General features: G+C 59.4%; 23 protein-coding genes and 1 pseudogene. 12 read left to right on the top strand and 12 right to left on the bottom strand.

The genetic code is table 11. The features are described 5' to 3' along the window. Nucleotides 1-28: 28 nt before the first annotated feature. Entirely contained in the window at nucleotides 29-1,279 is a 1,251-nt protein-coding gene (gene icd, locus CE636_RS25200; RefSeq protein WP_004150800.1) for an NADP-dependent isocitrate dehydrogenase, read from the bottom strand. A gap of 240 nt (nucleotides 1,280-1,519) precedes the next feature. On the opposite strand from icd, the gene rluE reads away from it, so the two are divergent. From rluE to purB, 5 genes are read left to right on the top strand one after another with little or no spacing between them, the layout of a single operon-like run. Beyond that, entirely contained in the window at nucleotides 1,520-2,170 is a 651-nt protein-coding gene (gene rluE / locus CE636_RS25195; RefSeq protein ID WP_017898965.1) for a 23S rRNA pseudouridine(2457) synthase RluE, read from the top strand. 16 nt (nucleotides 2,171-2,186) lie between these two features. Further along, nucleotides 2,187-2,645 carry an NUDIX hydrolase gene (locus CE636_RS25190; RefSeq protein WP_004206639.1) on the top strand — a complete coding sequence of 153 codons (459 nt, stop codon included), beginning with the start codon at nucleotides 2,187-2,189 and terminating at the stop codon, nucleotides 2,643-2,645. Nucleotides 2,646-2,701: 56 nt separating this feature from the next. Continuing rightward, nucleotides 2,702-3,808, top strand: coding sequence for a tRNA 2-thiouridine(34) synthase MnmA (mnmA, locus tag CE636_RS25185; RefSeq protein ID WP_012542211.1), 1,107 nt, complete (start codon nucleotides 2,702-2,704; stop codon nucleotides 3,806-3,808). Nucleotides 3,809-3,862: 54 nt separating this feature from the next. Continuing rightward, nucleotides 3,863-4,504: a high frequency lysogenization protein HflD gene (gene hflD / locus CE636_RS25180; RefSeq protein WP_004140557.1), complete on the top strand. Its 642-nt coding sequence runs from the start codon at nucleotides 3,863-3,865 to the stop codon at nucleotides 4,502-4,504. Nucleotides 4,505-4,507: 3 nt separating this feature from the next. Beyond that, nucleotides 4,508-5,878 carry an adenylosuccinate lyase gene (gene purB / locus CE636_RS25175; RefSeq protein WP_004150804.1) on the top strand — a complete coding sequence of 457 codons (1,371 nt, stop codon included), beginning with the start codon at nucleotides 4,508-4,510 and terminating at the stop codon, nucleotides 5,876-5,878. Between the two features lie 54 nt (nucleotides 5,879-5,932). On the opposite strand, the gene CE636_RS25170 is transcribed toward purB, so the two are convergent. Together CE636_RS25170 and CE636_RS25165 are read right to left on the bottom strand one after the other, a co-directional pair. After that, nucleotides 5,933-6,295: a cupin domain-containing protein gene (locus CE636_RS25170; protein WP_004206638.1), complete on the bottom strand. Its 363-nt coding sequence runs from the start codon at nucleotides 6,293-6,295 to the stop codon at nucleotides 5,933-5,935. Nucleotides 6,296-6,378: 83 nt separating this feature from the next. Next, the gene (locus CE636_RS25165) at nucleotides 6,379-7,185 is read right to left on the bottom strand and encodes an AraC family transcriptional regulator (protein WP_004206637.1); all 807 of its coding nucleotides are present in this window, start codon (nucleotides 7,183-7,185) and stop codon (nucleotides 6,379-6,381) included. A 282-nt stretch (nucleotides 7,186-7,467) separates the two neighbouring features. Between CE636_RS25165 and phoP the strand changes: the two genes are divergently transcribed. From phoP to CE636_RS25150, 3 genes are all read left to right on the top strand, one after another. Next, a complete protein-coding gene (phoP, locus tag CE636_RS25160; RefSeq protein ID WP_004206636.1) occupies nucleotides 7,468-8,139 on the top strand; it encodes a two-component system response regulator PhoP in 672 nt (223 codons plus the stop codon). Beyond that, nucleotides 8,139-9,605 carry a two-component system sensor histidine kinase PhoQ gene (phoQ, locus tag CE636_RS25155; protein ID WP_004206635.1) on the top strand — a complete coding sequence of 489 codons (1,467 nt, stop codon included), beginning with the start codon at nucleotides 8,139-8,141 and terminating at the stop codon, nucleotides 9,603-9,605. Before phoP ends, phoQ begins: the two co-directional genes overlap by 1 nt. Before the next feature lie 85 nt (nucleotides 9,606-9,690). Further along, nucleotides 9,691-10,812: a cupin domain-containing protein gene (locus CE636_RS25150; protein WP_004206634.1), complete on the top strand. Its 1,122-nt coding sequence runs from the start codon at nucleotides 9,691-9,693 to the stop codon at nucleotides 10,810-10,812. A 139-nt stretch (nucleotides 10,813-10,951) separates the two neighbouring features. Here the strand turns inward: CE636_RS25150 and pepT are convergent, their stop codons facing one another. Further along, nucleotides 10,952-12,184 carry a peptidase T gene (pepT, locus tag CE636_RS25145; protein WP_004206633.1) on the bottom strand — a complete coding sequence of 411 codons (1,233 nt, stop codon included), beginning with the start codon at nucleotides 12,182-12,184 and terminating at the stop codon, nucleotides 10,952-10,954. Between the two features lie 257 nt (nucleotides 12,185-12,441). Here pepT and potA point away from each other — a divergent pair, with 257 nt between their 5' ends. Genes potA through potD form a run of 4 tightly spaced genes read left to right on the top strand, consistent with a single transcriptional unit; the run spans nucleotide 12,442 to nucleotide 16,244 of the window. Next, nucleotides 12,442-13,578: a spermidine/putrescine ABC transporter ATP-binding protein PotA gene (gene potA / locus CE636_RS25140; protein ID WP_017898964.1), complete on the top strand. Its 1,137-nt coding sequence runs from the start codon at nucleotides 12,442-12,444 to the stop codon at nucleotides 13,576-13,578. Then, entirely contained in the window at nucleotides 13,562-14,419 is an 858-nt protein-coding gene (gene potB, locus CE636_RS25135; RefSeq protein ID WP_004150812.1) for a spermidine/putrescine ABC transporter permease PotB, read from the top strand. The genes potA and potB overlap by 17 nt, the downstream gene beginning before the upstream one ends. After that, entirely contained in the window at nucleotides 14,416-15,195 is a 780-nt protein-coding gene (gene potC / locus CE636_RS25130) for a spermidine/putrescine ABC transporter permease PotC (protein WP_017898963.1), read from the top strand. Before potB ends, potC begins: the two co-directional genes overlap by 4 nt. Before the next feature lie 2 nt (nucleotides 15,196-15,197). After that, entirely contained in the window at nucleotides 15,198-16,244 is a 1,047-nt protein-coding gene (gene potD, locus CE636_RS25125) for a spermidine/putrescine ABC transporter substrate-binding protein PotD (RefSeq protein WP_017898962.1), read from the top strand. A 45-nt stretch (nucleotides 16,245-16,289) separates the two neighbouring features. Here the strand turns inward: potD and CE636_RS25120 are convergent, their stop codons facing one another. From CE636_RS25120 to lolC, 8 genes and pseudogenes are all read right to left on the bottom strand, one after another. Then, on the bottom strand, nucleotides 16,290-18,014 hold the full coding sequence (locus tag CE636_RS25120) for an aldehyde dehydrogenase family protein (protein ID WP_017898961.1): 1,725 nt from the start codon (nucleotides 18,012-18,014) through the stop codon (nucleotides 16,290-16,292). Continuing rightward, nucleotides 18,011-19,638: pseudogene (locus tag CE636_RS25115) on the bottom strand (long-chain fatty acid--CoA ligase). Before CE636_RS25115 ends, CE636_RS25120 begins: the two are co-directional and overlap by 4 nt. A gap of 282 nt (nucleotides 19,639-19,920) precedes the next feature. Beyond that, on the bottom strand, nucleotides 19,921-20,265 hold the full coding sequence (locus CE636_RS25110) for a hypothetical protein (RefSeq protein ID WP_017898960.1): 345 nt from the start codon (nucleotides 20,263-20,265) through the stop codon (nucleotides 19,921-19,923). 90 nt (nucleotides 20,266-20,355) lie between these two features. Continuing rightward, a complete protein-coding gene (cobB, locus tag CE636_RS25105) occupies nucleotides 20,356-21,186 on the bottom strand; it encodes a Sir2 family NAD+-dependent deacetylase (RefSeq protein ID WP_017898959.1) in 831 nt (276 codons plus the stop codon). A 14-nt stretch (nucleotides 21,187-21,200) separates the two neighbouring features. After that, on the bottom strand, nucleotides 21,201-22,112 hold the full coding sequence (gene nagK, locus CE636_RS25100) for an N-acetylglucosamine kinase (protein WP_004204591.1): 912 nt from the start codon (nucleotides 22,110-22,112) through the stop codon (nucleotides 21,201-21,203). 48 nt (nucleotides 22,113-22,160) lie between these two features. Beyond that, on the bottom strand, nucleotides 22,161-23,405 hold the full coding sequence (lolE, locus tag CE636_RS25095) for a lipoprotein-releasing ABC transporter permease subunit LolE (protein ID WP_017898958.1): 1,245 nt from the start codon (nucleotides 23,403-23,405) through the stop codon (nucleotides 22,161-22,163). After that, the gene (gene lolD, locus CE636_RS25090; protein ID WP_004204584.1) at nucleotides 23,405-24,106 is read right to left on the bottom strand and encodes a lipoprotein-releasing ABC transporter ATP-binding protein LolD; all 702 of its coding nucleotides are present in this window, start codon (nucleotides 24,104-24,106) and stop codon (nucleotides 23,405-23,407) included. The genes lolE and lolD overlap by 1 nt, the downstream gene beginning before the upstream one ends. Further along, on the bottom strand, nucleotides 24,099-25,298 hold the full coding sequence (gene lolC, locus CE636_RS25085; protein WP_004204582.1) for a lipoprotein-releasing ABC transporter permease subunit LolC: 1,200 nt from the start codon (nucleotides 25,296-25,298) through the stop codon (nucleotides 24,099-24,101). The genes lolD and lolC overlap by 8 nt, the downstream gene beginning before the upstream one ends. Nucleotides 25,299-25,361: the final 63 nt, after the last annotated feature.

Genomic DNA, 25,361 nt, shown 5'->3' with positions numbered 1-25,361 from the left:
CCCGTTCTGACATAATCTGGGGGCCAGATTACATGTTCGCGATAATCGCGTCGCCAAACTCGCTACATTTCAGCAGTTTAGCGCCTTCCATCAGACGTTCAAAGTCATAGGTCACGGTCTTGGCGGCGATAGCGCCTTCCATGCCTTTGACAATCAGGTCTGCGGCTTCGAACCACTGCATGTGGCGCAGCATCATTTCTGCGGACAGGATGATGGAGCCCGGGTTCACTTTGTCCTGGCCAGCATACTTCGGCGCAGTACCGTGAGTCGCTTCGAACAGCGCGCACTCGTCGCCGATGTTGGCGCCCGGGGCGATACCGATACCGCCAACCTGTGCCGCCAGCGCGTCAGAGATGTAGTCGCCGTTGAGGTTCATACAGGCGATAACGTCGTATTCCGCCGGACGCAGCAGGATCTGCTGCAGGAAGGCGTCGGCGATCACGTCTTTTACCACGATCTCTTTGCCGGTGTTCGGGTTCTTGATTTTCACCCACGGGCCGCCGTCGATCAGCTCGCCGCCGAACTCTTCGCGAGCCAGCTGGTAGCCCCAGTCTTTGAACGCGCCTTCGGTGAACTTCATAATGTTGCCTTTGTGCACCAGAGTGACGGAATCACGATCGTTGGTGATCGCATACTCAATGGCTGCACGAACCAGACGTTTGGTGCCTTCTTCAGAGCACGGCTTGATGCCGATGCCGCAATGTTCCGGGAAGCGAATTTTCTTCACGCCCATCTCATCGCGCAGGAATTTGATCACTTTGTCTGCTTCAGCAGAGTCGGCTTTCCACTCGATGCCTGCATAGATATCTTCGGAGTTTTCACGGAAGATAACCATGTCGGTCAGTTCCGGGTGCTTAACCGGGCTCGGGGTGCCCTGGTAGTAACGTACCGGACGCAGGCAGACGTAGAGATCCAGCTCCTGGCGCAGCGCCACGTTCAGGGAACGAATGCCGCCGCCGACTGGGGTAGTCAGAGGACCTTTGATAGCAACGCGGTAGTCACGAATCAGATCGAGGGTTTCAGCTGGCAGCCAGACATCCTGGCCATAGACGTGTGTCGATTTCTCACCGGTGTAAACTTCCATCCAGGAAATTTTACGCTCGCCCTTATAGGCTTTCTCAACGGCGGCATCAACCACTTTCAGCATCGCTGGGGTAACGTCAACGCCGATACCGTCACCTTCAATGAACGGGATAATCGGATTGTGAGGGACGTTCAGTTTGCCGTTTTGCAGGGTGATTTTTTGACCTTCCGCCGGAACTACTACTTTGCTTTCCATTAACCTCTCCTTCGAGCGCTTCTGGTTCTGCTCTTCCCTCTTCACGCGAGCCTGGTGTTGGCTGAGTCGGCCAGCTTCGGAGTACCGGGTCTTCCCGCTAACCGGAGCTATCGCGTCCGTGTCGCCTTCCTGCCTGTAGTGCGAATCGGTTTGAGCAATTTTTTGTTAATAATTTGTAATGAGCATGTCAATACTACCTGAATGTTTGCGTCCATGAAAGGCATTCGTAATTAGGCTATAATGCGGCAATTGATAGAGCCTGAAAATACCATGCAGAAAACTTCATTTAGAAAACATCGCGTTGAGCGATTCAGCACACAACAAGTCACCAGACAACGTAAAGAACGCCAGCCAAAAACTGTGATCTTGTTCAATAAACCCTATGATGTGTTGCCGCAATTTACCGACGAGGCCGGGCGCAGCACGCTGAAAGATTTTATTCCGGTGGCGGGCGTCTATGCTGCCGGTCGGCTCGATCGCGACAGCGAAGGCCTGCTGGTGCTGACCAACGACGGCGCGCTGCAGGCGAAGCTGACCCAGCCGGGTAAGCGCACCGGCAAGATCTACTATGTTCAGGTGGAAGGCGAACCCACGCCCGAGGCGCTGACCGCCTTGCGCGACGGCGTCACCCTCAACGACGGCCCCACCCTGCCTGCCGGCGTAGAACTTGTGGAGGAACCCGTCTGGCTGTGGCCGCGCAACCCGCCGATTCGTGAGCGCAAATCGATTCCCACCCGCTGGCTGAAAATTACGCTCTACGAGGGACGCAACCGCCAGGTGCGCCGGATGACCGCCCACGTCGGCTTCCCCACCCTGCGTCTGATCCGCTACGCCATGGGCGGCTATACGCTCGACGGACTGGCCAACGGCGACTGGCGCAAAGCCGAATAACTGAAAAGGAAAAGCGATGTTTAAACCTCATGTCACCGTTGCCTGCGTGGTTCACGCCCAGGATAAATTTCTCATCGTCGAAGAGACCATTAACGGCAAAGCGCTGTGGAACCAGCCGGCGGGCCATCTCGAGGCCAATGAAACGCTGCTGCAGGCCGCCGAACGTGAACTGTGGGAGGAGACCGGCATTCGCGCCACGCCGCAGCACTTCATCCGCATGCATCAGTGGCTGGCTCCCGATAACACCCCGTTTCTGCGCTTCCTGTTCGCTATCGAACTTAGCGATCCGTGCGCCACTGAACCGCACGACAGCGATATCGATCGCTGCCTGTGGCTCAGTGCTGAGGAAATTCTTAACGCGCCAAACCTGCGCTCGCCGCTGGTTGCCGAAAGCATTCGCTGCTACCTGCAGGACCCGCGGCAGCCGCTGTCGCTGATTGGCGCATTTAACTGGCCGTTCACAGGGGGTGAATGAACGGTGAGCGCGTGCTAGAATACGCCGCCTCGAAGTTCAATGTAGCGAGTATTTCCATGTCAGAAAGCCAGAAAAAAGTGATCGTCGGCATGTCCGGCGGCGTCGACTCCTCGGTCTCCGCGTACCTGTTGCTGCAGCAAGGGTATAAGGTGGAAGGCCTGTTCATGAAGAACTGGGAGGAAGACGACGGCGAGGAATACTGCACCGCCGCCGCCGACCTTGCCGATGCGCAAGCGGTCTGCGATAAGCTGGGCATTGAACTGCACACCGTTAACTTTGCCGCCGAATATTGGGATAACGTCTTTGAGCTCTTCCTGGAAGAGTACAAAGCCGGCCGCACGCCGAACCCGGATATTCTGTGCAATAAAGAGATCAAATTTAAAGCCTTCCTCGAGTTTGCTGCCGAAGACCTCGGCGCCGACTACATCGCCACCGGGCACTATGTGCGCCGCGCCGATGTCGACGGTAAAAGCCAGCTGCTGCGCGGACTCGACGGCAATAAAGATCAGAGCTACTTCCTTTATACCCTCAGCCACGAGCAGATTGCCCAGAGCCTGTTCCCGGTGGGTGAACTGGAAAAACCGCAGGTGCGTAAGATCGCCGAAGAGCTGGATCTGATCACCGCGAAGAAAAAAGATTCCACCGGCATCTGCTTTATCGGCGAGCGTAAATTCCGCGATTTCCTTGGCCGTTACCTGCCGGCGCAGCCGGGCAAAATCCTCACCGTCGACGGCGAGGAGATCGGTACCCATCAGGGGTTGATGTACCACACCCTGGGCCAGCGTAAAGGGCTGGGTATCGGCGGCACCAAAGAGGGTAGTGAAGATCCATGGTACGTGGTCGATAAAGACGTTGAGAATAATATTCTTATCGTCGCCCAGGGCCATGACCACCCGCGCCTGATGTCCGTCGGTCTGATTGCCCAACAGCTGCACTGGGTTGACCGTGAACCGCTGCAGGGCACCCTGCGCTGCACGGTGAAAACCCGCTATCGCCAGACCGATATCCCCTGCACCGTTACCGCGCTGGATGAAGACCGTATCGAAGTCCGCTTCGATGAGCCGGTCGCGGCGGTGACACCGGGCCAGTCCGCGGTATTCTATTTGGGTGAAGTGTGTCTCGGCGGCGGAATTATTGAACAACGACTGCCTCTGCAGTCCTGAACGCGCGTTATTTCCGCCGGGACGAACCGCCCCGGCGGCTGACAAGGAGTATGTGTGGCGAAGAATTACTATGACATCACCCTGGCGCTGGCTGGCGTTTGCCAGGCGGCGCGACTGGTTCAGCAACTGGCGCATCAGGGACATTGCGACAGCGATGCCCTGCATGTGTCGCTGAACAGCATCATCGACCTCGATCCCGAGTCGACGCTGGCGGTGTTCGGTGGCAGTGAAGCCAATCTTCGCCTCGGCCTTGAAACGCTGCTCGGGGTGCTCAATACCAGCAGCCGTCAGGGCCTCAATGCGGAACTCACCCGCTATACCCTGAGCCTGATGGTGCTGGAGCGCAAGCTCGCCGCCAGTAAAGGGGCGATGGACACGCTCGGCAACCGCATCGCCGGCCTGCACCGTCAGCTGGAGCACTTTGACCTGCAGTCCGAAACGCTGCTCAGCGCCATGGCGGGCATCTATGTCGATGTGATAAGCCCGCTGGGCCCGCGTATTCAGGTGACCGGCTCCCCTGCCGTGCTGCAAAGCCCGCAGGTGCAGGCGAAAGTTCGCTCAGCGCTGCTGGCGGGTATTCGCGCCGCGGTGCTCTGGCATCAGGTGGGCGGCGGACGTCTCCAGCTTATGTTTTCCCGTAATCGTCTGGTTAACCAGGCAAAGCAAATTCTTGCTCATTTAACCCCGGAGTTGTGATCTATGGAATTATCCTCACTGACCGCCGTTTCCCCTGTAGACGGCCGCTACGGCGATAAAGTCAGCGCGCTGCGCGGTATCTTCAGCGAATTCGGTTTGCTGAAATTCCGCGTTCAGGTGGAAGTACGTTGGCTGCAAAAACTGGCCGCCCACGCAGCGATCAAGGAAGTTCCTGCTTTTGCTGCCGACGCAAACGGTTTCCTTGACAAAATCGTTGCCGATTTCAGCGTCGAAGACGCCGAGCGCATCAAAACCATCGAGCGCACCACTAACCACGACGTGAAAGCGGTAGAGTACTTTCTGAAAGAGAAAGTCGCTGACATCGCCGAACTGCACGCCGTGTCGGAGTTTATTCACTTCGCCTGTACGTCCGAAGACATCAATAACCTCTCCCACGCGCTGATGCTGAAAACCGCCCGCGACGAAGTGGTTCTGCCTTACTGGCGCAAACTGATTGACGCGGTAAAAGATCTGGCGACCCAGTACCGCGATGTGCCGCTGCTCTCCCGTACCCACGGCCAGCCAGCGACACCGTCCACCATGGGTAAAGAGATGGCCAACGTCGCCTACCGTATGGAGCGCCAGTACCGTCAGCTGAACCAGGTGGAAATCCTTGGTAAAATCAACGGCGCGGTGGGTAACTACAACGCCCACATCGCCGCCTACCCGGAAGTCGACTGGCATCAGTTCAGCGAAGAGTTTGTTACTTCGCTGGGCATTCAGTGGAACCCGTACACCACGCAGATCGAGCCGCATGACTATATCGCTGAGCTGTTTGACTGCATCGCGCGCTTCAACACCATTCTGATCGACTTCGATCGCGACGTGTGGGGCTACATCGCGCTCAACCACTTCAAACAGAAGACCATCGCCGGGGAAATCGGCTCCTCCACCATGCCGCACAAGGTGAACCCAATTGACTTCGAAAACTCCGAAGGCAACCTCGGCCTGGCCAATGCGGTCATGCAGCACCTGGCCAGCAAACTGCCGGTTTCCCGCTGGCAGCGCGACCTGACCGACTCCACCGTCCTGCGTAACCTCGGCGTGGGCATCGGCTATGCGCTGATCGCCTATCAGTCCACCCTCAAAGGGATTAGCAAGCTGGAGCTGAACCAGGATCGCCTGCTGGATGAACTGGATCACAACTGGGAAGTACTGGCTGAGCCGATCCAGACCGTGATGCGTCGTTACGGTATCGAAAAACCGTACGAGAAGCTGAAAGAGCTGACCCGCGGCAAACGCGTGGACGCGGAAGGGATGAAGCAGTTTATTGACAGCCTCGCCCTGCCGGAAGAGGAAAAAGTGCGTCTCAAAGCGATGACCCCGGCCAACTATATCGGTCGGGCAACCACCATGGTTGACGAGCTGAAGTAATCGCCCTGCCCCTCTTTCCGCCGGAAAGAGGGGCGTTTTATCGCCGGAAAGCGATCAGATCCAAACGTCGTTCACCGCCGTCCGCTCGCCGCCCTCGTGGCCGGTATTTAACACCCCGCGCGGTTCAATCAGCATCAGCTTCGCTTCCGTCTCCGTCGAGGTCTTATGTTCCACCCCGCGCGGCACGACGATCATCTCCCCGGCCTTCACCAGCACATGTCCGTCGCGAAAGTCCACGCGCAATACCCCCTCCACCACCATCAGCGTCTCATCGGTTTCCGGGTGGCTGTGCCAGATAAAGTCGCCGGCGATGCGCACGATCTTGAACTGATAGTCATTCATTTCGGCCACCACTTTGGGCTGCCATTGTTCGCTGAACAGGGAAAATTTCTGAGCAAGATTAACGAGTTGATACATAGGCTGTCTCCTTGTGATAAAGGCAGTCAGCATAGTTCGCCTCGCCGCGTTGACGCTTGAACGATTGTGCAACCTGCGCCGCCTTAGCCGCGGATCGCCCGCAGCCAGCGCCCCGGAGAGAGGCCAAAGCGGCTGATAAACTGGCGCGTCATGTGGCTCTGGTCGGCAAAGCCCGCGTCAGCGGCAATATCCACCAGACGCTCCCCGGCGCGCATCCGCTGGCGACAAAAATCGAGCCGGCGCATCATGACGTAGCGCCACGGGCTGGTGCCGTACAGCGTTCTGAAATCACGGCTCAGGCTCCAGCGGTCCCGGCCGCTGACCTGCGACAAGGTGTCGAGGGTCATATCCTGCATAAAACAGGCATGGATATACTCCCGAGCCCTCTCCGCCGCCTGATAATCAAACGCCTGGCGACGGGAACGCTGCCCGCCGACCACGGCCAGGGTCTGCGCCAGGTCGTACAGGGCGTCTTCTTCCTCCAGCGGCTCGAAGGTATCCGTAACCGCTTTCAACAGCGGCTGCACGGCGCGACCTAGCCGTGGATCCGCCGACAGGCCGCCGGGGATAAACGGCAATGGCCTGCCGCCGAGTATCTTCTGGATCAGCGCTGGCTCAATGTAGACCATGCGGTAGTGAAACCCCGCCTCGGTGCCCGCCTCGCCATCGTGTATTTCGTCCGGGTGAAGGACCATCGTCCCGCCGGGCAGACTGTGCTGTAGCCCGCCGCGATAGTGAAAGCTCTGCACGCCGGCGATCGTCTGGCCGATGGCGTAGGTATCATGCCGGTGCGGCTCGTAGCCGTGGCCGCCGAAGAAGGCTTCGATGCGCTCCGTGCGGCTGGGCGATTGCGCCAGCCTGACCCAATCCGCGCTCTGCTGTTGAGACATAATGAATAACCTGCGGCGTTCTTGAGGGAGGATTCGAGCACTATTACACAAAAAATTAACATCACCAACCCGCTCACTGCCGCGCCCAGCCGCTGGGCGTTTGCTGAAATTACGCATAGAATGAAGGAGTTCCATACCCGCTGCGCAAAAGGCGCCGCTCAACGCCGGCCTGCCCGGCGATGCTCCACGCCGTTTGTATAAAAAGCTTTATTTAACAGCTGTTTATATTTTGCGTATATAATAAGCGTCAGACTACTTTCGAAATTGCAAGGGAGAACAGCCATGCGCGTACTCGTGGTTGAGGATAATGCCCTGCTGCGTCACCACCTCAAAGTTCAGCTCCAGGAGCTGGGCCATCAGGTCGATGCCGCAGAGGATGCCAAGGAAGCGGATTACTATCTGGGCGAACATCTCCCGGATATCGCCATCGTCGATCTCGGCCTGCCGGACGAAGATGGATTATCGTTGATCCGTCGCTGGCGCAGCCACGACGTGTCGCTGCCGGTGCTGGTGCTGACCGCCCGCGAAGGATGGCAGGATAAAGTCGAAGTGCTCAGCGCCGGGGCGGATGATTACGTCACCAAGCCTTTCCATATTGAAGAGGTTGCCGCTCGCATGCAGGCGCTGCTGCGCCGCAACAGCGGCCTGGCCTCGCAGGTGATCTCTCTGCCGCCGTTTCAGGTCGACCTCTCCCGGCGCGAGCTGTCGGTGAACGATCAGCCGATCAAGCTGACGGCCTTTGAGTACACGATTATGGAAACCCTGATCCGCAACCGCGGCAAAGTGGTCAGTAAAGATTCCCTGATGCTCCAGCTTTACCCGGATGCCGAACTGCGTGAAAGCCATACCATCGACGTGCTGATGGGCCGGCTGCGTAAGAAAATTCAGGCTGAATACCCGCAGGACGTCATCACCACGGTGCGCGGCCAGGGCTATCTGTTCGAACTGCGCTGATGAAGGGACTGTTGCGGCATATTTTCCCGCTGTCATTACGGGTTCGCTTCCTGCTGGCGACCGCCGGGGTGGTGCTGGTGCTCTCCCTGGCCTATGGCATGGTGGCGCTGGTGGGCTACAGCGTCAGCTTCGATAAAACCACCTTCCGTCTGCTACGCGGCGAGAGCAATCTCTTTTATATGCTGGCCAAATGGGAGAACGGCGCCATTGATGTCGATATCCCGGAAAATCTGAATATGGAAAGCCCGACGGTGACCCTTATTTACGATGAGAAGGGCAAACTACTGTGGGCGCAGCGCGATGTCCCCTGGCTGACGAAGCGCATTCAACCGGATTGGTTGAAACGCAATGGCTTCCATGAAATTGAAGCCGATGTCGACAGCAGCAGTATGCTGTTGCGCAATAACCATGAGGTTCAGGAACAGCTGGACGCCATCCGCGAACAGGGCGACGATTCGGAGATGACCCACTCGGTGGCGATCAACTTCTACCCAGCCACCAGCAAAATGCCCCAGCTCAGTATCGTGGTGGTCGACACCATCCCGGTGGAGCTCAAGCGCAGCTATATGGTGTGGAGCTGGTTTATCTACGTGCTGGCCGCCAACCTGTTGCTGGTGATCCCCCTGCTGTGGGTCGCCGCCTGGTGGAGCCTGCGCCCCATCGAGTCGCTGGCCAAAGAGGTGCGCGAGCTGGAGGAACATCACCGCGAGAAGCTCAATCCCAACACCACCCGCGAGCTGACCCGACTGGTGAGCAACCTTAACCGGCTGGTTCGCAGCGAGCGTGAACGCTATGACAAATACCGCACCACCCTCACCGATCTCACCCACAGCCTGAAAACGCCGCTGGCGGTGATGCAGAGCACGTTGCGCTCGCTGCGCGGCGAGAAGATCAGCGTCGACGAGGCGGAGCCGGTGATGCTGGAGCAGATAAGCCGCATTTCGCAGCAGATTGGTTACTATTTGCATCGCGCCAGCATGCGCAGCGGCGGTACCCTGCTGAGCCGGGAACTGCACCCGATCGCCCCCCTGCTCGACAGCCTGACCTCCGCCCTCAATAAGGTCTATCAGCGCAAGGGGGTCAATATCTCGCTCGACATCTCGCCGGAGATCAGTTTTGTCGGCGAGCAGAACGATTTTATGGAAGTGATGGGCAACGTTCTCGATAACGCCTGTAAGTACTGTCTGGAGTTCGTGGAGGTTTCCGTGCGCCAGACCACCGACAGTCATCTGCACATCCTGGTGGAAGACGATGGGCCGGGGATCCCACCGAGCCAGCGCCGCGCCGTCTTCGACCGCGGCCAGCGGGCGGATACTCTGCGTCCCGGCCAGGGGGTGGGGCTCTCCGTCGCCCGGGAAATCGTCGAACAATATGACGGGGAGATCATCGCCGGCGAGAGCCTGCTCGGCGGCGCCTGCATGGAGGTGGTGTTTGGCCGCCAGCTGATGGAAGATAAAGAGAGTTAATCGTTGAGTTTTTTCACGGCGCCTGCATCGCCGGGACGCCGCATCCGTTATAATCCCTGTCAGACACCTGCAGTGGAATATCAATATGGATTATCAATTAACGCTTAACTGGCCCGACTTTATCGAACGCTACTGGCAAAAACGGCCGGTGGTATTGAAGCGCGGCTTCGCCAATTTTATCGACCCGCTGAGCCCGGACGAACTGGCTGGACTGGCCATGGAGAGCGAGGTCGATAGCCGCCTTGTCAGCCATCAGGATGGAAAATGGCAGGTCAGTCACGGTCCCTTCGAAAGCTACGATCACCTGAGCGAAAACAACTGGTCCCTGCTGGTGCAGGCGGTTAACCACTGGCATGAGCCGTCTGCGGCGCTGATGCATCCGTTCCGCGCCCTGCCGGACTGGCGTATCGACGACCTGATGATCTCCTTCTCAGTACCGGGCGGCGGCGTCGGCCCGCATCTGGATCAGTATGATGTGTTTATCATTCAGGGCACCGGCCGTCGACGCTGGCGCGTCGGGGAAAAAGTGCCGATGAAACAGCACTGCCCGCATCCGGACCTGCTGCAGGTTGACCCCTTCGAGGCGATTATCGATGAAGAGATGGAGCCGGGGGATATTCTCTATATTCCGCCAGGATTCCCGCATGAGGGGTATTCGCTGGAAAACTCGCTCAACTATTCGGTCGGCTATCGCGCGCCGAATGCCCGCGAGTTGTTCAGCGGATTTGCCGACTACGTTCTCCAGCGCGAACTGGGCAGCCAGCGCTACGCCGATCCGGACGTGCCGTCGCGCGACCATCCGGCGGATATTTTACCGGCCGAACTCGACCGCCTGCGCGAGATGATGCTGGGGCTGATTAACCAACCGGAGCACTTTAAGCAGTGGTTCGGCGAGTTTATCACCCAGTCGCGTCATGAACTTGACGTCGCGCCGCCGGAGCCGCCGTATCAGCCTGACGAGATTTATGATGCCCTGCAGCAGGGCGATACCCTGGAACGCCTGGGCGGCCTGCGGGTGCTGCGCATTGACGGCGAGGTGTTCGTCAATGGGGAGAAGATCAACTCCCCGCACCGTCCGGCGCTGGACGCCTTAGCTACCCACCTGACGCTGCGCGCCGACCATTTTGGCGATGCGCTGGAAGATCCTTCCTTCCTCGCCATGCTGGCGGCGCTGGTCAACAGCGGCTACTGGTTCTTTGGCGACTGAGTCTCCATCCTGCCCGGCGGCGCTGCGCTTGCCGGGCCTACGGGTTCTGCAGTCACCGGCTGGACCGTATGCCGGATAAGGCAAAGCCGCCATCCGGCATCTTATGCGACAAGCAGAATGACCGGCCTGGTTGCGAAGGCTATTTCCCTGTTCGTGCCGCCGTCAGCTCGGCGATACGCACGATCACCTGCACCGCTTTCTCCATCCCTTCCAGGGTGACAAACTCATGTTTGCCGTGATAGTTGTAGCCGCCGGTAAACAGGTTCGGGCACGGCAGTCCCATAAACGAGAGCTGCGCGCCGTCGGTACCGCCGCGGATCGGTTTCATCTGCGGTTCGATATCGCAGTCCACCATCGCCTGGCGGGCAATATCGACCACGTGCGGGTGGGCGATCACCTGCTCATGCATGTTGTAATAACTGTCCTCGATCACCAGCTCGATATAGCAGTCCGGATGTAGCCCCTTGCCCACCTTTTTGGCGATCTCCATCATCTTGCGCTTGCGCGCCTCAAAGTGCTTGCGGTCAAAATCGCGGATGATGTAGTGCATCTCGGCCCGATCGACGCTGCCTTTGATGCTGGTGAGGTGATAAAAGCCTTCATAGCCTTCTGTGGTCTCCGGCGCCTCGTCGGCCGGCACTTCGGCATGAATGCGCGCGGCCAGCGACAGCGCGTTGACCATCACCCCTTTCGCGGTGCCGGGGTGCACGTTGTTGCCGACGATCTTAATGGTCACCGAGGCGGCATTGAAATTTTCAAACTCCAGTTCGCCGACCCCGCCGCCATCTACGGTGTAGGCCCAGCGGGCGTCAAAGGCCTCGACGTCGAAATGCTTCGCCCCTTTTCCCACCTCTTCATCGGGGGTGAAGGCCACGCGGATATCGCCGTGGGGGATGTTTTTCGCCTGCAGGGTCGCCAGCGCGGTCATGATTTCGGCGATGCCGGCCTTGTCGTCCGCCCCCAGCAGCGTCTTCCCGTCGGTGGTGATCAGCGTCTGCCCCAAAAGCTGATGCAAAACCGGGAACATCACCGGAGAGAGCACCTCATCGCCAATGCCGAGCGCGATATCGCCGCCGCGATAGTTTTCGACAATCTGCGGGTTAACGTTTTTGCCGCTGAAATCCGGGGAGGTGTCGACGTGAGAGATAAAGCCGATGGCCGGGATATCGCCCTCAACGTTGGCGGGCAGGGTTCCCATTACCGTCCCTTTTTCACTCAGCGTTACCTTGACCAGTCCCATTTCTTCCAGCTGCGCCTGCAACAGGCGTAACAGCTTCCACTGCCCTTCCGTGCTGGGGACCTGACGAACGCCAGGCTTCGACTGCGTGTCCAAAGAAACGTACTGCAAAAAACGCTCAAGCAATTTATCCATGTAGCCACCCTCTTCTTTTGTGACAACATTATTGATAAGCCAGAAAAGACAAATATTGCGTCAGGTCATTTTTAGCCCGTAAAGCGAAATTTAATAACGGAACCGACGTTATGGTGTAAAGGTAGACTATGCGGGCGTATCAAGGATTGGCGATTACCCTCGTTTGCCGTAGAATGCTGGCCCTTATTAAAAACGTGCAACCCCAAAGGTGGTTAATCACAAACCCCGCAGCGGCCGGAAATTTCCGTTGCGTCTACATGGGACAGAGTCAAAAATTGAATATACAACCGCGTTCGCGCTCGCCGCTGGTGCAACTGGCGGGAATTCGCAAAAGCTTTGATGGTAAAACGGTCATCGATAACCTTAACCTGACCATCAACAATGGTGAGTTTCTCACCCTGCTTGGCCCCTCTGGCTGCGGTAAAACCACCGTTCTGCGCCTTATTGCCGGCCTGGAAAACGTCGACAGCGGACGGATCCATCTCGAAGATCACGATATCACTCATGTTCCGGCGGAAAACCGCCACGTTAATACCGTATTCCAAAGCTACGCCCTGTTTCCGCATATGACGGTGTTCGAGAACGTCGCCTTTGGCCTGCGGATGCAGAAAACCCCGGCGGCGGAAATCACACCGCGGGTGATGGATGCCTTAAAGATGGTGCAGCTGGAGGCCTTTGCCCAGCGCAAACCGCACCAGCTCTCCGGCGGCCAGCAGCAGCGCGTGGCCATCGCCCGCGCGGTGGTCAACAAACCGCGCCTGCTGCTGCTCGATGAGTCCCTTTCGGCGCTGGATTACAAGCTGCGCAAGCAGATGCAGAACGAACTGAAAGCGCTGCAGCGTAAGCTCGGCATCACCTTCGTCTTCGTCACTCACGACCAGGAAGAGGCCCTGACCATGTCCGATCGCATCGTGGTGATGCGTGATGGCAAAATTGAGCAGGACGGCACCCCGCGCGAGATCTACGAAGAGCCAAAAAACCTGTTCGTCGCCAGCTTTATCGGCGAGATCAATATCTTCGACGCCACGGTCATTGAACGCCTCGACGAACAGCGCGTGCGGGCCAGCGTGGAAGGGCGTGAATGCAACATCACCGTCAATTTTGCGGTGGAGGCCGGCCAGCGCCTGCATGTCCTGCTGCGCCCGGAAGATCTGCGCGTCGATGAGATCCACCACAACAGCGACGCCGACGGCCTGATCGGCTATGTCCGCGAGCGCAACTATAAGGGCATGACCCTCGAGTCGGTGGTGGAGCTGGAAAACGGCAAAATGGTGATGGTCAGCGAATTCTTTAACGAAGACGACCCGGATTTCGACCACTCTCTTGATCAGAAAATGTCTATCAATTGGGTAGAGAGCTGGGAGGTGGTGCTGGCCGATGAAGAACACCAGTAAATTCCAGAATGTGGTGATCGCCACCATCGTTGGTTGGCTGGTGCTGTTTGTCTTTCTGCCCAACCTGATGATCATCGCCACCAGCTTCCTGACCCGCGACGACGCTAACTTCGTCAAGCTGGTCTTCACGCTGGACAACTACTCGCGGCTGCTGGATCCGCTCTATTACGACGTGCTGCTGCATTCGCTGAACATGGCGCTGCTGGCGACCCTCGCCTGCCTGGCGCTGGGCTACCCGTTTGCGTGGTTCCTTGCCCGGCTGCCGCAGAAGGTGCGCCCCCTGCTGCTGTTCCTGCTGATCGTTCCCTTCTGGACCAACTCGTTGATCCGCATCTACGGGCTGAAGATTTTCCTCAGCACCAAAGGCTACCTTAACGAGTTTCTCCTGTGGCTGGGAGTGATCGACACGCCGATACGCATTATGTTCACCCCGTCGGCGGTGATTATCGGCCTGGTATACATCCTGCTGCCGTTTATGGTGATGCCGCTCTACTCCAGCATTGAGAAACTGGACCGTCCGCTGCTGGAAGCGGCGAAAGATCTCGGCGCCAGCAAGCTGCAGACGTTTATCCGCATCATCATTCCGCTAACCATGCCGGGGATCATCGCCGGCTGCCTGCTGGTGATGTTGCCGGCGATGGGGCTATTCTACGTTTCCGACCTGATGGGCGGCGCCAAGAACCTGCTGATCGGCAACGTGATCAAGAGCCAGTTCCTCAATATTCGCGACTGGCCGTTCGGCGCGGCAACCAGCATTACCTTAACCCTGGTGATGGGCCTGATGCTGTTGATTTACTGGCGCGCGGCGCGCCTGCTGAATAAAAAGGTGGAGCTGGAATGATCGGTCGACTGCTGCGCGGCGGCTTTATGACCGCCATCTACGCGTATCTCTACATCCCTATTATTATCCTGATCGTTAACTCATTTAACCGGTCGCGCTTCGGCATCAACTGGCAGGGGTTCACCACCGACTGGTATAGCCTGCTGATGAACAACGATAGCCTGCTGCAGGCCGCCCAGCACTCGCTGACCATGGCGGTGCTTTCGGCGACCTTCGCCACCCTTATCGGCTCGCTGACCGCCGTGGCGCTGTATCGCTATCGCTTTCGCGGCAAACCGTTCGTTAGCGGTATGCTGTTTGTAGTGATGATGTCGCCAGATATTGTCATGGCTATCTCCCTGCTGGTGCTGTTTATGCTGATTGGCGTCCAGCTTGGCTTCTGGTCGCTGCTGTTTTCGCATATCACCTTTTGCCTGCCGTTTGTGGTGGTCACCGTATACTCTCGGCTGAAAGGCTTTGACGTGCGGATGCTGGAGGCGGCGAAAGATCTGGGCGCCAGCGAGATGACCATCCTGCGTAAAATCATCCTACCGCTGGCCCTGCCGGCGGTGGCCGCCGGGTGGCTGCTGAGCTTCACGCTGTCGATGGATGACGTGGTGGTCTCCTCGTTCGTCACCGGTCCGGGGTATGAAATCCTGCCGCTGAAGATCTATTCGATGGTGAAGGTCGGCGTTTCGCCAGAGGTGAACGCCCTGGCAACGATACTGTTGGTTCTGTCGCTGGTGATGGTCATCGCCAGTCAGTTAATTGCACGTGATAAAACTCAGGGGACGTAAAAATGAAAAAATGGTCACGCCACCTGCTCGCGGCGGGCGCTCTGGCAATCGGCATGAGCGCTGCCCACGCGGACGACAGCAAAACGCTCTACTTCTACAACTGGACCGAATATGTGCCGCCGGGCCTGCTGGAGCAGTTCACCAAAGAGACCGGCATCAAGGTTATTTACTCGACCTACGAGTCGAACGAAACCATGTACGCCAAACTCAAGACCTATAAAGACGGTGCGTACGACCTGGTCGTCCCGTCGACCTACTTCGTCGACAAGATGCGCAAAGAAGGCATGCTGCAGAAGATCGATAAGAGCAAGCTGACTAACTTCAGCAACCTCGATCCGCAGATGCTGAACAAACCGTTCGACCCGAATAACGACTACTCCATCCCCTACATCTGGGGGGCGACGGCCATCGGCGTCAACAGCGACGCTATCGATCCGAAAACCGTCACCAGCTGGGCCGACCTGTGGAAACCGGAATACAAAAGCAGCCTGCTGCTGACCGACGACGCACGCGAAGTGTTCCAGATGGCGCTGCGTAAGCTGGGTTATTCCGGCAACACGACCGACCCGAAAGAGATTGAAGCCGCCTATAACGAGCTGAAAAAACTGATGCCCAACGTCGCGGCGTTTAACTCCGATAACCCGGCGAACCCGTATATGGAAGGCGAAGTGAACCTCGGGATGGTATGGAACGGCTCGGCTTACGTCGCACGCCAGGCCGGTACTCCGCTGGAAGTGATCTGGCCGAAAGAAGGCGGCATCTTCTGGATGGACAGCCTGTCGATTCCGGCAAATGCTAAGAACGTCGACGGCGCGCTGAAGCTGATTAACTTCCTGCTGCGCCCGGATGTCGCCAAACAGGTCGCGGAAACCATCGGCTATCCCACGCCAAACCTGGCGGCGCGCAAAATGCTCAGCCCGGCAGTGGCCAACGATAAATCGCTCTATCCGGACGCCGCCACCATCGAAAAAGGCGAATGGCAGAATGACGTCGGCAGCGCCAGCGCCCTTTATGAAGAGTATTACCAGAAGCTGAAAGCGGGCCGCTAATCCCGCAGGGCGGAACCGCGGTTCCGCCCTTTTTTTGCCCTCACTTTAGCCTCTCAGCGCGCGCCAGAGGATCGCCGGCAGCTTGCGCCAGCGCGGCCGATGGTAAAAATCCGCCAGCCGCTGCGCCACCGCTTCCTGCCCCCGGTGGGTAATAAACCAGGGCGGCAAAGGCATCAGCGTCAGTTCGCCATGCCACAGACTGCGCGGAAACGGCCGAAACGGCGCCTCAATCACCGTGCGCTCGGTTTTCTCCAGCATAAAGCTGTTATGCACCTTGCCCCGCCCGCTCTGAATATCGTCGAGCGTATGGCCAGGGAACGCCCCCCACGGGCAAGGGGCTAACAGGAAGGCCACCCCGCTCCAGCAGTTGATCGCCACCGTGCCGTAGCGCAGCTCGGCGATCAGCGCGTTAAAACGCTTACGCCCTATCGCTTTACGGGTGCGCGGGTGGATCACAATATTGGCTCCCAGCGTGCCCTGCAGCCGCTGATTGGCATAGCCGATCGCCTGACGCAGAAAGCTTTCCGCGCTGTCGGCCTCAAGGCGGGTGATCGACAGCCCCGGACCAAAGACCTCCTGCTGGCAGAAGTCGGGGTCATCCTCGGTGTTCGCCACAATCAACGGCAGCGCATCGCCGCGCGCTATCTCCAGCGGCTGGCGGGCGCGCAGGCGAAAGTTAGTCAACCGGTTTTCCGCACCTGGGTAATAGTCCTGGCGGGTATTGGCGGCGATCAGCCGGTACAGCTGGTTAAGCAGAGCCGACGCCGGCTCCCAGCCCTGCTGCAGGATCAACACCTGGCTGGCCACGCAGTTAAACCCGCCGTTGTTCATTTTCTGCGTCGCCAGCTGCTGCGCCTGAAAAGCGATATCCGCCTCGCTCCATGGCCCGGGGACGATAATGGTGGGGCTGACCCCGCCCAGCTCTGAGGTCACCCGGCGCGGGTTCAGCGGCATCCCGGCGGCCCGACGCTGGCGAGCGGCCTCCCCGTCGCCCCAGACGATGGCGTCATGGCTCTCCCGCGATCCGGTGATATGGATCTCATCGACAGCGGGATGGGTGGTCAGCCACGCCCCCGCCCGGGCGTCGCCGGTGACGATGCGGAGCGCATCCATGGCGATCAGCGGCGCCAGAGCCTGAGCCAGCAGATCGTGCAGATAATCATTCACCGGGTTGAGCTTCAGCAGGCAGACCTGATTTTCAATAAACAGCTTGTGTAACACGTCCAGCGGCGCGATAGAGGCCACATTTCCGGCGCCGAGCACCAGCGCCAGCTTGCCCTGCCGCGCGGCCGGCGGGATGTCGTATGCGGCTGCCGCGCAGCGATCGAGATTGCCCCGGGTGACTCCCGGCTGCATCCAAATTTCAGCGCGAATACCGGAGAGCAGCAGCCGATCCCAGAGCGTGCCGGGCACCACCCGCAGCGCCAGCCGGCCGTCCGCCAGCGTCCTCAGCGGGATCCGCCGCAGAAAGGTTTTCTCCTCCAGTTGCTCCAGGGTGGCGATAAGCCCGTTGCAGCCGACCATTAGCGCGCAGGGGCCCGCCAGCCATTCTTCGCCCGTCAGCGGATCCCCCGCCGGCAGCCCTTTAGCCCTCGCCGCCGCCTCCACCCACGCCGGCGCTATGCTGGCCAGGGCATCCTTGATCTGGCGCAGGAGCGCCAGACGACGGTTCACTGAGGTTTCCGCCCAGCGCTGGCGCGCCGCCGACAAGGCGTGCAGCGCTGCGTCATACTGAGAGCAGGTCGTCAGACCGGGTCGCGCGTGGCTCATTGTCCCTCACTCATTAAAATTTCCCCGTAGGCCTGGCGCAGCTGGTTTTTAAGCACCTTACCCGTGGCGCTGACCGGCAGCGCATCGACAAATATCACCCGGTCCGGGATCTGCCATTTAGGCACCCGTTTCTCAAACCAGGCCAGCAGATCGCTCTCCTCCACTTCCCCCCTTCCGCGCGGACGCACAGCAGCACCGGCCGTTCGTCCCAGCGCGGGTGGCGGGCGGCGATGGCCGCCGCGCTGCGTACCGCCGGATGCGCGATGGCAATATTCTCCAGCTCAACGGTGGAGATCCACTCGCCACCGGACTTGATAATATCCTTTGCCCGATCGCTGATCACCAGATAACCATTGGCGTCGAGCGTACCGATATCGCCGGTATCAAACCAGCCTGCCGCGGTCAGGGCGCTGTCGTCCTGACCATAGTATTGCTCTACCACCCAGTGCCCCCTCACCTGCAGATACCCCTGACTTTGACCATCCCGGGGCAACGGTTCGCCATCCACGTCGACCACCTGCAGCTCGATGCCAAAAATAGGCCGCCCCTGACCGGTACGCTGCTTTTGCTGCTCCTGTGCCGGGAGGGCGTCATGTTTGCTCAACAGCGTGTTGATGGTGCCGATAGGCGATGTTTCGGTCATTCCCCAGGCGTGGGTCAGCGCAATGCCGTAATCGCGCTGAAAGGCCTCGGCCATCGACGGCGGCAGCGCGGAACCACCAACCAGCGCACGTTTGAATTCAGGCATTCTCACGTCTGTCCGACGCATCGCCGCCAGCAAGCCGGCCCAGATCACCGGTACGCCAAACCCCACGGTTACTTTCTCGGCAGCCAGCAGCTGCAGCAGGCTGTCGCCATCGAGGTGCGGCCCCGGCAGCACCAGCCGCGCCCCGACCATGGCGGCGATAAACGGCGTCCCCCACGCGTTGACATGGAACATCGGCACCACCGGCAACAGACTGTCCCTGGCCGATATCCCGGCGGCGTCCGGCTGATTGCCGCTCAAAGCGTGCAGGACCAGCGAACGATGGGTATTCAACACCCCTTTCGGCCGGCCAGTGGTTCCCGAGGTATAGCAGAGCGAGGCCGGCGTCAGTTCATTCAACTGCGGCCAGCGGTAGTCTACTGTCCCCTGCTGCAACAGATCGTCATAAAACAGCAATGAGGGCAGCTGGCTGAGCGCCGCTTCGCTGCGCGGCTCCATCAGCACGACGTGTTTCACCGTCGGCAGCTGCGCCAGCAGCTGCGTCACCAGCGGCAAAAAGGTCTGATCAAAGAACAGCACTTCGTCGGCAGCGTCGTTGAGGATATACAGTAGATGGTCAACCGATAGCCGCGGATTGACGGTATGCGTTACCCAGCCGCCGGAGGCGACGGCAAAATAGATCTCCAGGTGGCGACGGTTGTTCCATGCGAGGGTGGCGCAGCGGGCGCCCGGTGGCAGCCCCAATGATGCCAGCGCCGACGCCAGCCGCTGAGCGCGGCAGGCCACCTCCCCCCAGCTGCTGCGCTCCTTCTCACCGCCAGCGCTCACCGAGACGATCTCGGTCTCGCTGTGGTATTGCGCCGCATGGTTGAGCAGCGCGGTGGTGGTAAGATCCTGATAAATCATCGGTGACGGCATGGCGGGGTCTCCTTTGCAGACTTCCGGGCGGGGGAACAGGGTCGCGGCGCGAACGTGCGGACGCCTATTGAATCTGGTCTACATTTGCCGGTATGCACAAAAAAACGTACAGAAATCAGCGGCCACGCACAAAATAGAGTAGGGAATCGCTCAGAAAGGAGAAGCCGAGAATGGCAGGATGGAGGTCATTGCCCGGCGCCGGTCCGGGCGATATCGTCAGAGCGACCGCCGGGGGCTGACGGTAGCCAGGAGAAAGTTATGCGCGTCTCAGGGGGAAGCGGATCAGCGTCGACCGCCGTCGCGCTGGTCTTTGCCCTTCCCTTTTGCGGCTCGCCGATGCACAAAATCTTCAATGATGCCGAAGATCCCGTTGAGAGGTTTCCACAGCACCACCAGCAGCAGCAACGGGCCGTATATTCGCACACCGCCGGTCGCTATCTGGCCGGTTAGCAACAGGGCTAAACCATCCAGCAGCAGGCACAATGCGCTGCCGGTGCCGACGAACAGACACAGCAGGAAGAGGATCGGTCGGCTGTCGGCGTGTAGCGGTAAAGCACGCTGGCTCCAGACGCCAACGAGAATGGCCGCGATCAAGGCGATCGATTCAATGACCAGGGGATTATGCATGGTCTGACTCCTGTCATGACGTATCATCCTTGTCAGCAGCGCTGCCGGAGGCGGCGGGCGTCGCCCTCGTCCCCGGCAGGCTGCTTCAGTTTACAGCGCGTTTTCCTGCAGCAGCTTATCGATAAAGGCGGGCACCACTTCGCTCGCCAGTCCGTAGTGCTTTTCGGCAAACTCGCTGCCCACCTGGCTGGGCTCCAGGTTCAGTTCAACGGTGTGGGCGCCGTGCAGCCGCGCCTCGTGCACAAAGCCGGCCGCCGGATAAACGTGGCCGGAGGTGCCGATGGCGATAAAGATATCCGCTTCGGCCAGCGCGCTGTAGATCTCGTCCATCCCCAGCGGCATTTCGCCAAACCAGACCACGTGGGGACGCAGCGCCGCCGGGAACTGGCAGCAGTGGCACTTGTCCTCTGCGGTGACGTCGCCGGTCCACTCCAGTACCTGGCCACTCCACGAACAGCGCACCTTCAGCAGCTCGCCGTGCATATGGATTACCCGGCGGTTGCCGGCGCGTTCGTGCAGATTATCGATATTCTGGGTGACCAGCAGAAAATGGTCGCCCAGCAGATCCTCCAGACGCGCCAGCGCCAGATGCGCCGCGTTCGGCGCGATCTCCGGACTCTGCAGCTGACGACGGCGGGCGTTGTAGAACGCCTGCACCAGCGCCGGGTCGCGGGCAAAACCTTCCGGCGTCGCCACATCTTCCACCCGATGCTCTTCCCACAGGCCATCGGCCGCGCGGAAAGTTTTGATCCCCGACTCCGCCGATATCCCCGCGCCGGTTAACACCACCACTCTCGGTTTGGCCATCGCTTCAGGCTTCATCCTGTCCTCCCTAAAGAAAATCCGCTGACGCAGACGGTCACGCAACTGACGTTTATTGCGACGAAAACGGCTCAATCGATGTAAACGGCGCGACTGCATAGCTACCTCTGTGATTAATGAGTCAGATGAAGGAAGGCCGCACCGCGCATTCCCCCGGCATCGCCGTGGCGCGCGCGCTCAATGCGCGGTACTCTGGCGACCGGCAGAAGATGGCGCGGCAATCGCTGCGCCAGCCCTTCGCTAATGGCCGTAAAGTTAGATAATCCACCGCCGAGCACCAGCAAATCCGGGTCGACAATGGTCAGTATATTCCCCAGACACACCGCCAGCAGATCGAGATAGCGCTCTACGTGCGCCAGGGCGCGCGGATCGTGCTGCTGCCACTGCGCCACAATCTCCGGCGAGGTGAGCGGTTGCTGATAAAAATGTTCATACAGCCAGGCAAAACCGCGGCCGGAGAGATAATTTTCAATGCAGCCCAGCTGGCCGCAGCCGCAGCGAAGCAGCGGAAAATCACGCCCGACCACCTCCAGGGCATCCACCGGCAGACGAATATGACCAAACTCGCCGGTGATATAGCTATGTCCGGTAATCGATTTACCGTTCAACACCAGGCCGCCGCCCACGCCGGTGCCGAGGATCAGCCCCATCACCAGCGGGTATTGCGTAAACTCATCGTCCCACGCTTCCGACAGCGCGAAGCAGTTGGCGTCATTATCGAGGCGCACATCGCGTCCCAGCCGCGCGCTGAGGTCGGCGCGCAGCGGCCGGCCGCTGGCGGCAGGCACGTTAGCGGCATACAGCGTGCCGTCCGCCGTTTCCGGCATCCCCGGGATACCGATCCCAACCGACCCCTGCTGGTCGAAGCGCTCATCGGCCTCGCGGACCAGCGCCTCTACTGCCTGGAGAAAATCCTCATAACTGCTTTTCGGCGTGGCGACGCGTTTTTCCCACTGCAGCCGCCGCTCCTGATTAAATACGCCCAGCGCTATCTTGCTGCCGCCAATGTCAAATCCATAGTACATTTCAGCAATTCCTCTTGTGTCGTCAGCCAGGCCGACGATGACGATAAATTACTGGCCACTCAGCACCCTCGCCGGGTCGATACGGCTGGCGCGGCGGGCGGGATACCAGCTGGCCAGCAAACTCAGCAACAGTGCTGTCACCAGCACATAAAAGACGTCCAGCCAGTGCAGTTCTGACGGCAGGAAGTCAATAAAATAGATGTCGCCGGAGAGGAATTTATGCCCAATCAGGTATTCGATGCCGTTGATGATTGACGTCAGGTTCAACGCGCAGATCACGCCGATCACCACCCCAAACAGGCTGCCTACCGATCCGGCTAATAAACCATACCACACGAAAATCGCGCGAATTAAGCCGTCTTTTGCGCCAAGCGTGCGCAGCACCGCAATATCGCCGCTCTTGTCTTTGACCGCCATCACCAGCGTCGAGACGATGTTAAAGCAAGCCACGCCGATCACCAGCACCATTGCCAGGTACATAATGGCGCGGATCATCTGGATATCGCGATACATATAGCCGTAGGTGCCGATCCAGCTCTTGATATATACGTAGCTGTTGGTCACCTCGCCGGCGTCGCGCACCAGCTTGTTAGCATGGAAAACGTCCGTGACCTTGATGGCGATACCGGTCACGCTGCCGCCCATCTCCAGGTACTGCTGCGCATCCTGCATCGGGATCATGGCAAAACTATGATCGAGCTGGCCGCTCAGCTGCAAAATACCGGTCACGTGCAGCCTGACGCGTTTCGGCTGCAGCAGCTGATGGTCGGCGTCGGCGTTAGGGATCATGATCGACACCCAGTCTCCCTGCTTCACGTGCAGCGCATCAGCGACGCCTTTACCCAGAATCACCTGCTGTTCACCGGCCTTGAAGCCGGCCCACGCGTTATTCTGCACAAAGGTGGGCAGCGCGCTGAGCCGGGTTTCCTGCTGCGGGTCGCCCCCTTTCACCTGGATGGCGCGCATATTGCTGCCGCTTTCCACCAGGCCGGTGAAGTTAATATAGGGCGCCGCGGCGACTATCCCCTTCACTTTCTGCACCTTAGCCAGCGCCTCCTGCCAGTTATTCCACGGCTGGTTCACGGGTTCGATTTCACCGTGCGGCACCACCGCCAACACGCGGTTATTCAGCTCGCGCTCAAAGCCGTTCATCGCGCTGAGGCCGACGATCAGCACTGCCACCCCCAGCGCAATACCGATGGTGGAGATCACCGAGATCAGCGACACCATGCCGCCGCGCCGCCGGCCGCGGCTGAAACGCAATGCAATCAGTAACGATAACGGAGAGGCCATTACTCGGCCCCCATCAGGGTCAGGTCGGCGGTCAGGCGGCCATCGCGCATCTCCAGCTGGCGGCTCATCCGCTTCGCCAGCTGCAGGTCGTGGGTCACCACCAGAAACGCGGTGCGCTGCGCGAGGTTCAGTTCGCCCAGCAGCTGGAAGATGCTGTCGGCGTTGCGAGCGTCGAGGTTACCGGTCGGCTCATCCGCCAATACCAGTCGCGGTTTGTTCACCAGCGCGCGGGCAATCGCCACCCGCTGGCGTTCGCCACCGGAGAGTTCCGACGGACGGTGATGGCTACGGTGTTCAAGCCCGACCGCCTGCAGCATCGCTTTCGCCTGGCGTTCAATGTCCGCCGGCTTCTTTTTGCCAATCAGCAGCGGCATCGCCACGTTCTCCAGTGCGCTAAAGTCCGGCAGCAGATGGTGGAACTGATAGATAAAGCCCAGCTCGCGGTTACGCAGGTCGGCGCGCGCGGCGGTGGAGAGCTTGCTCATCGGCTGGCCGGAGAAAATCACGTCGCCAGAGGTGGGGGTATCGAGGCCGCCCAGCAGATGCAGCAGGGTACTTTTGCCGGAGCCGGAGGTACCGACGATGGCCATCATCTCGCCTTCATCAATGCTGAAGCTGACATTGTGCAGGACATCGGTTTGCACATTGCCTTCCTGATAGCGTTTGCACAGGTTGTCGCATTGCAGCAGGATCTTATTCATAACGTAAAGCCTCAGCGGGTTGAGTGGCGGCAGCGCGCCAGGAAGGGTACAACGTAGACAACAATGCCAGCGCCATCGCCACCAGGGCGATAACGACGACCTGCAGCGGCTCAATCGCCACCGGCAGCGCCGCGCCGTCAAGGAAGGCGCCGATGATCGGCATTAAATTATTCAACTGGCTGGCCAGCAGCGCACCAAGCACCGCTCCCAGCAGCGCGCCGACGATCCCTGCGCTGGCGCCCTGCACCATGAAGACGGCCATAATCTGCCGCGGCGTCAGCCCCTGGGTCTGCAGGATCGCCACTTCGCCCTGCTTTTCCATCACCATCATCCCCAGCGAGGTAATAATGTTGAAGGCCGCGACGGCGACGATCAGGCTGAGCAGCAGGCCCATCATATTTTTCTCCATGCGCACCGCCTGGAACAGTTCACCCTTGCGCTCGCGCCAGTCCTGCCACTGGGTGCCCGGCGGCAGCGTCTGCTGGCTGAGGGTATCCACTTGCAGCGGTTTATCCAGCCACAGGCGCCAGCCGGTGATATTCCCCAGCGGATAGCGCATCAAACGGGAAGCGTCGTCGATGTTGGTCAGCATCTGATAACCATCGACTTCGCTGTTGGCAGCGAAGGTGCCGATGACCGTAAACAGGCGCTGGCTCGGCACGCGGCCCATCGGCGTAAACTGGCTGGCGGAAGGAACCATCAGACGAATTTTATCGCCGCGATTAACCCCCAGCTGACCCGCCAGCTGCTCGCCGAGAATAACGTTATATTTACCCGCCTGCAGATCGCTCTGTTTGACGTTCACCAGATACGGGGTCAGGGGATCGTTCTGCGCCGGGTCGATGCCCAGCATGACCCCGACCGCCACGCTGCGCGCGCTCTGCAGCACCACGTCGCCGGTGGTGATCGGCGCCACCCGGGTTACGCCCTGGAGTTTCGCCTCGCGCTCCGGCAGCTGTTGGGGATTCACCGAACCTTGTTTGGCGCTAAGTATGGCCTGGGGCATCAGCCCCAGGATGTTGTTTTGCAGCTCGCGTTCAAAGCCGTTCATCACCGACAGGACCGTCACCAGCGCCATGACGCCGAGGGTAATACCGATGGTGGAAAGCCAGGAGACGAAGCGACCGAAGCGGTCGGCTGCTCGCCCACGCATATAGCGCAGGCCGATAAAGAGTGCGGCAGGTTGATACATGTCATCCATCTGGTTGCTGATAGCCGATTCCCGAGTATATAAGCGATTAGGGGCAGCGTAAAT

Origin of the sequence: Klebsiella sp. LY (assembly GCF_004010915.1) — a bacterium.
In the GTDB taxonomy this organism is placed as follows: domain Bacteria; phylum Pseudomonadota; class Gammaproteobacteria; order Enterobacterales; family Enterobacteriaceae; genus Klebsiella; species Klebsiella quasipneumoniae.
Note: the sequence above shows the minus strand (reverse complement) of the source record. Positions and strands in the feature narration are given on the sequence as shown.

What these genes read in the sequence shown, in the direction of transcription:
- CE636_RS25110 (WP_017898960.1), bottom strand. Translation starts at nt 20,265, where the DNA reads ATGCATAATCCCCTGGTCATTGAATCGATCGCCTTGATCGCGGCCATT.
- lolE (WP_017898958.1), bottom strand. Translation starts at nt 23,405, where the DNA reads ATGGCCTCTCCGTTATCGTTACTGATTGCATTGCGTTTCAGCCGCGGC.
- icd (WP_004150800.1), bottom strand. Translation starts at nt 1,279, where the DNA reads ATGGAAAGCAAAGTAGTAGTTCCGGCGGAAGGTCAAAAAATCACCCTG.
- CE636_RS25120 (WP_017898961.1), bottom strand. Translation starts at nt 18,014, where the DNA reads ATGAGCCACGCGCGACCCGGTCTGACGACCTGCTCTCAGTATGACGCA.
- purB (WP_004150804.1), top strand. Translation starts at nt 4,508, where the DNA reads ATGGAATTATCCTCACTGACCGCCGTTTCCCCTGTAGACGGCCGCTAC.
- potD (WP_017898962.1), top strand. Translation starts at nt 15,198, where the DNA reads ATGAAAAAATGGTCACGCCACCTGCTCGCGGCGGGCGCTCTGGCAATC.
- nagK (WP_004204591.1), bottom strand. Translation starts at nt 22,112, where the DNA reads ATGTACTATGGATTTGACATTGGCGGCAGCAAGATAGCGCTGGGCGTA.
- CE636_RS25190 (WP_004206639.1), top strand. Translation starts at nt 2,187, where the DNA reads ATGTTTAAACCTCATGTCACCGTTGCCTGCGTGGTTCACGCCCAGGAT.
- pepT (WP_004206633.1), bottom strand. Translation starts at nt 12,184, where the DNA reads ATGGATAAATTGCTTGAGCGTTTTTTGCAGTACGTTTCTTTGGACACG.
- CE636_RS25170 (WP_004206638.1), bottom strand. Translation starts at nt 6,295, where the DNA reads ATGTATCAACTCGTTAATCTTGCTCAGAAATTTTCCCTGTTCAGCGAA.
- potB (WP_004150812.1), top strand. Translation starts at nt 13,562, where the DNA reads ATGAAGAACACCAGTAAATTCCAGAATGTGGTGATCGCCACCATCGTT.
- potC (WP_017898963.1), top strand. Translation starts at nt 14,416, where the DNA reads ATGATCGGTCGACTGCTGCGCGGCGGCTTTATGACCGCCATCTACGCG.
- lolD (WP_004204584.1), bottom strand. Translation starts at nt 24,106, where the DNA reads ATGAATAAGATCCTGCTGCAATGCGACAACCTGTGCAAACGCTATCAG.
- rluE (WP_017898965.1), top strand. Translation starts at nt 1,520, where the DNA reads ATGCGGCAATTGATAGAGCCTGAAAATACCATGCAGAAAACTTCATTT.
- lolC (WP_004204582.1), bottom strand. Translation starts at nt 25,298, where the DNA reads ATGTATCAACCTGCCGCACTCTTTATCGGCCTGCGCTATATGCGTGGG.
- mnmA (WP_012542211.1), top strand. Translation starts at nt 2,702, where the DNA reads ATGTCAGAAAGCCAGAAAAAAGTGATCGTCGGCATGTCCGGCGGCGTC.
- CE636_RS25150 (WP_004206634.1), top strand. Translation starts at nt 9,691, where the DNA reads ATGGATTATCAATTAACGCTTAACTGGCCCGACTTTATCGAACGCTAC.
- phoP (WP_004206636.1), top strand. Translation starts at nt 7,468, where the DNA reads ATGCGCGTACTCGTGGTTGAGGATAATGCCCTGCTGCGTCACCACCTC.
- CE636_RS25165 (WP_004206637.1), bottom strand. Translation starts at nt 7,185, where the DNA reads ATGTCTCAACAGCAGAGCGCGGATTGGGTCAGGCTGGCGCAATCGCCC.
- cobB (WP_017898959.1), bottom strand. Translation starts at nt 21,186, where the DNA reads ATGCAGTCGCGCCGTTTACATCGATTGAGCCGTTTTCGTCGCAATAAA.
- potA (WP_017898964.1), top strand. Translation starts at nt 12,442, where the DNA reads ATGGGACAGAGTCAAAAATTGAATATACAACCGCGTTCGCGCTCGCCG.
- phoQ (WP_004206635.1), top strand. Translation starts at nt 8,139, where the DNA reads ATGAAGGGACTGTTGCGGCATATTTTCCCGCTGTCATTACGGGTTCGC.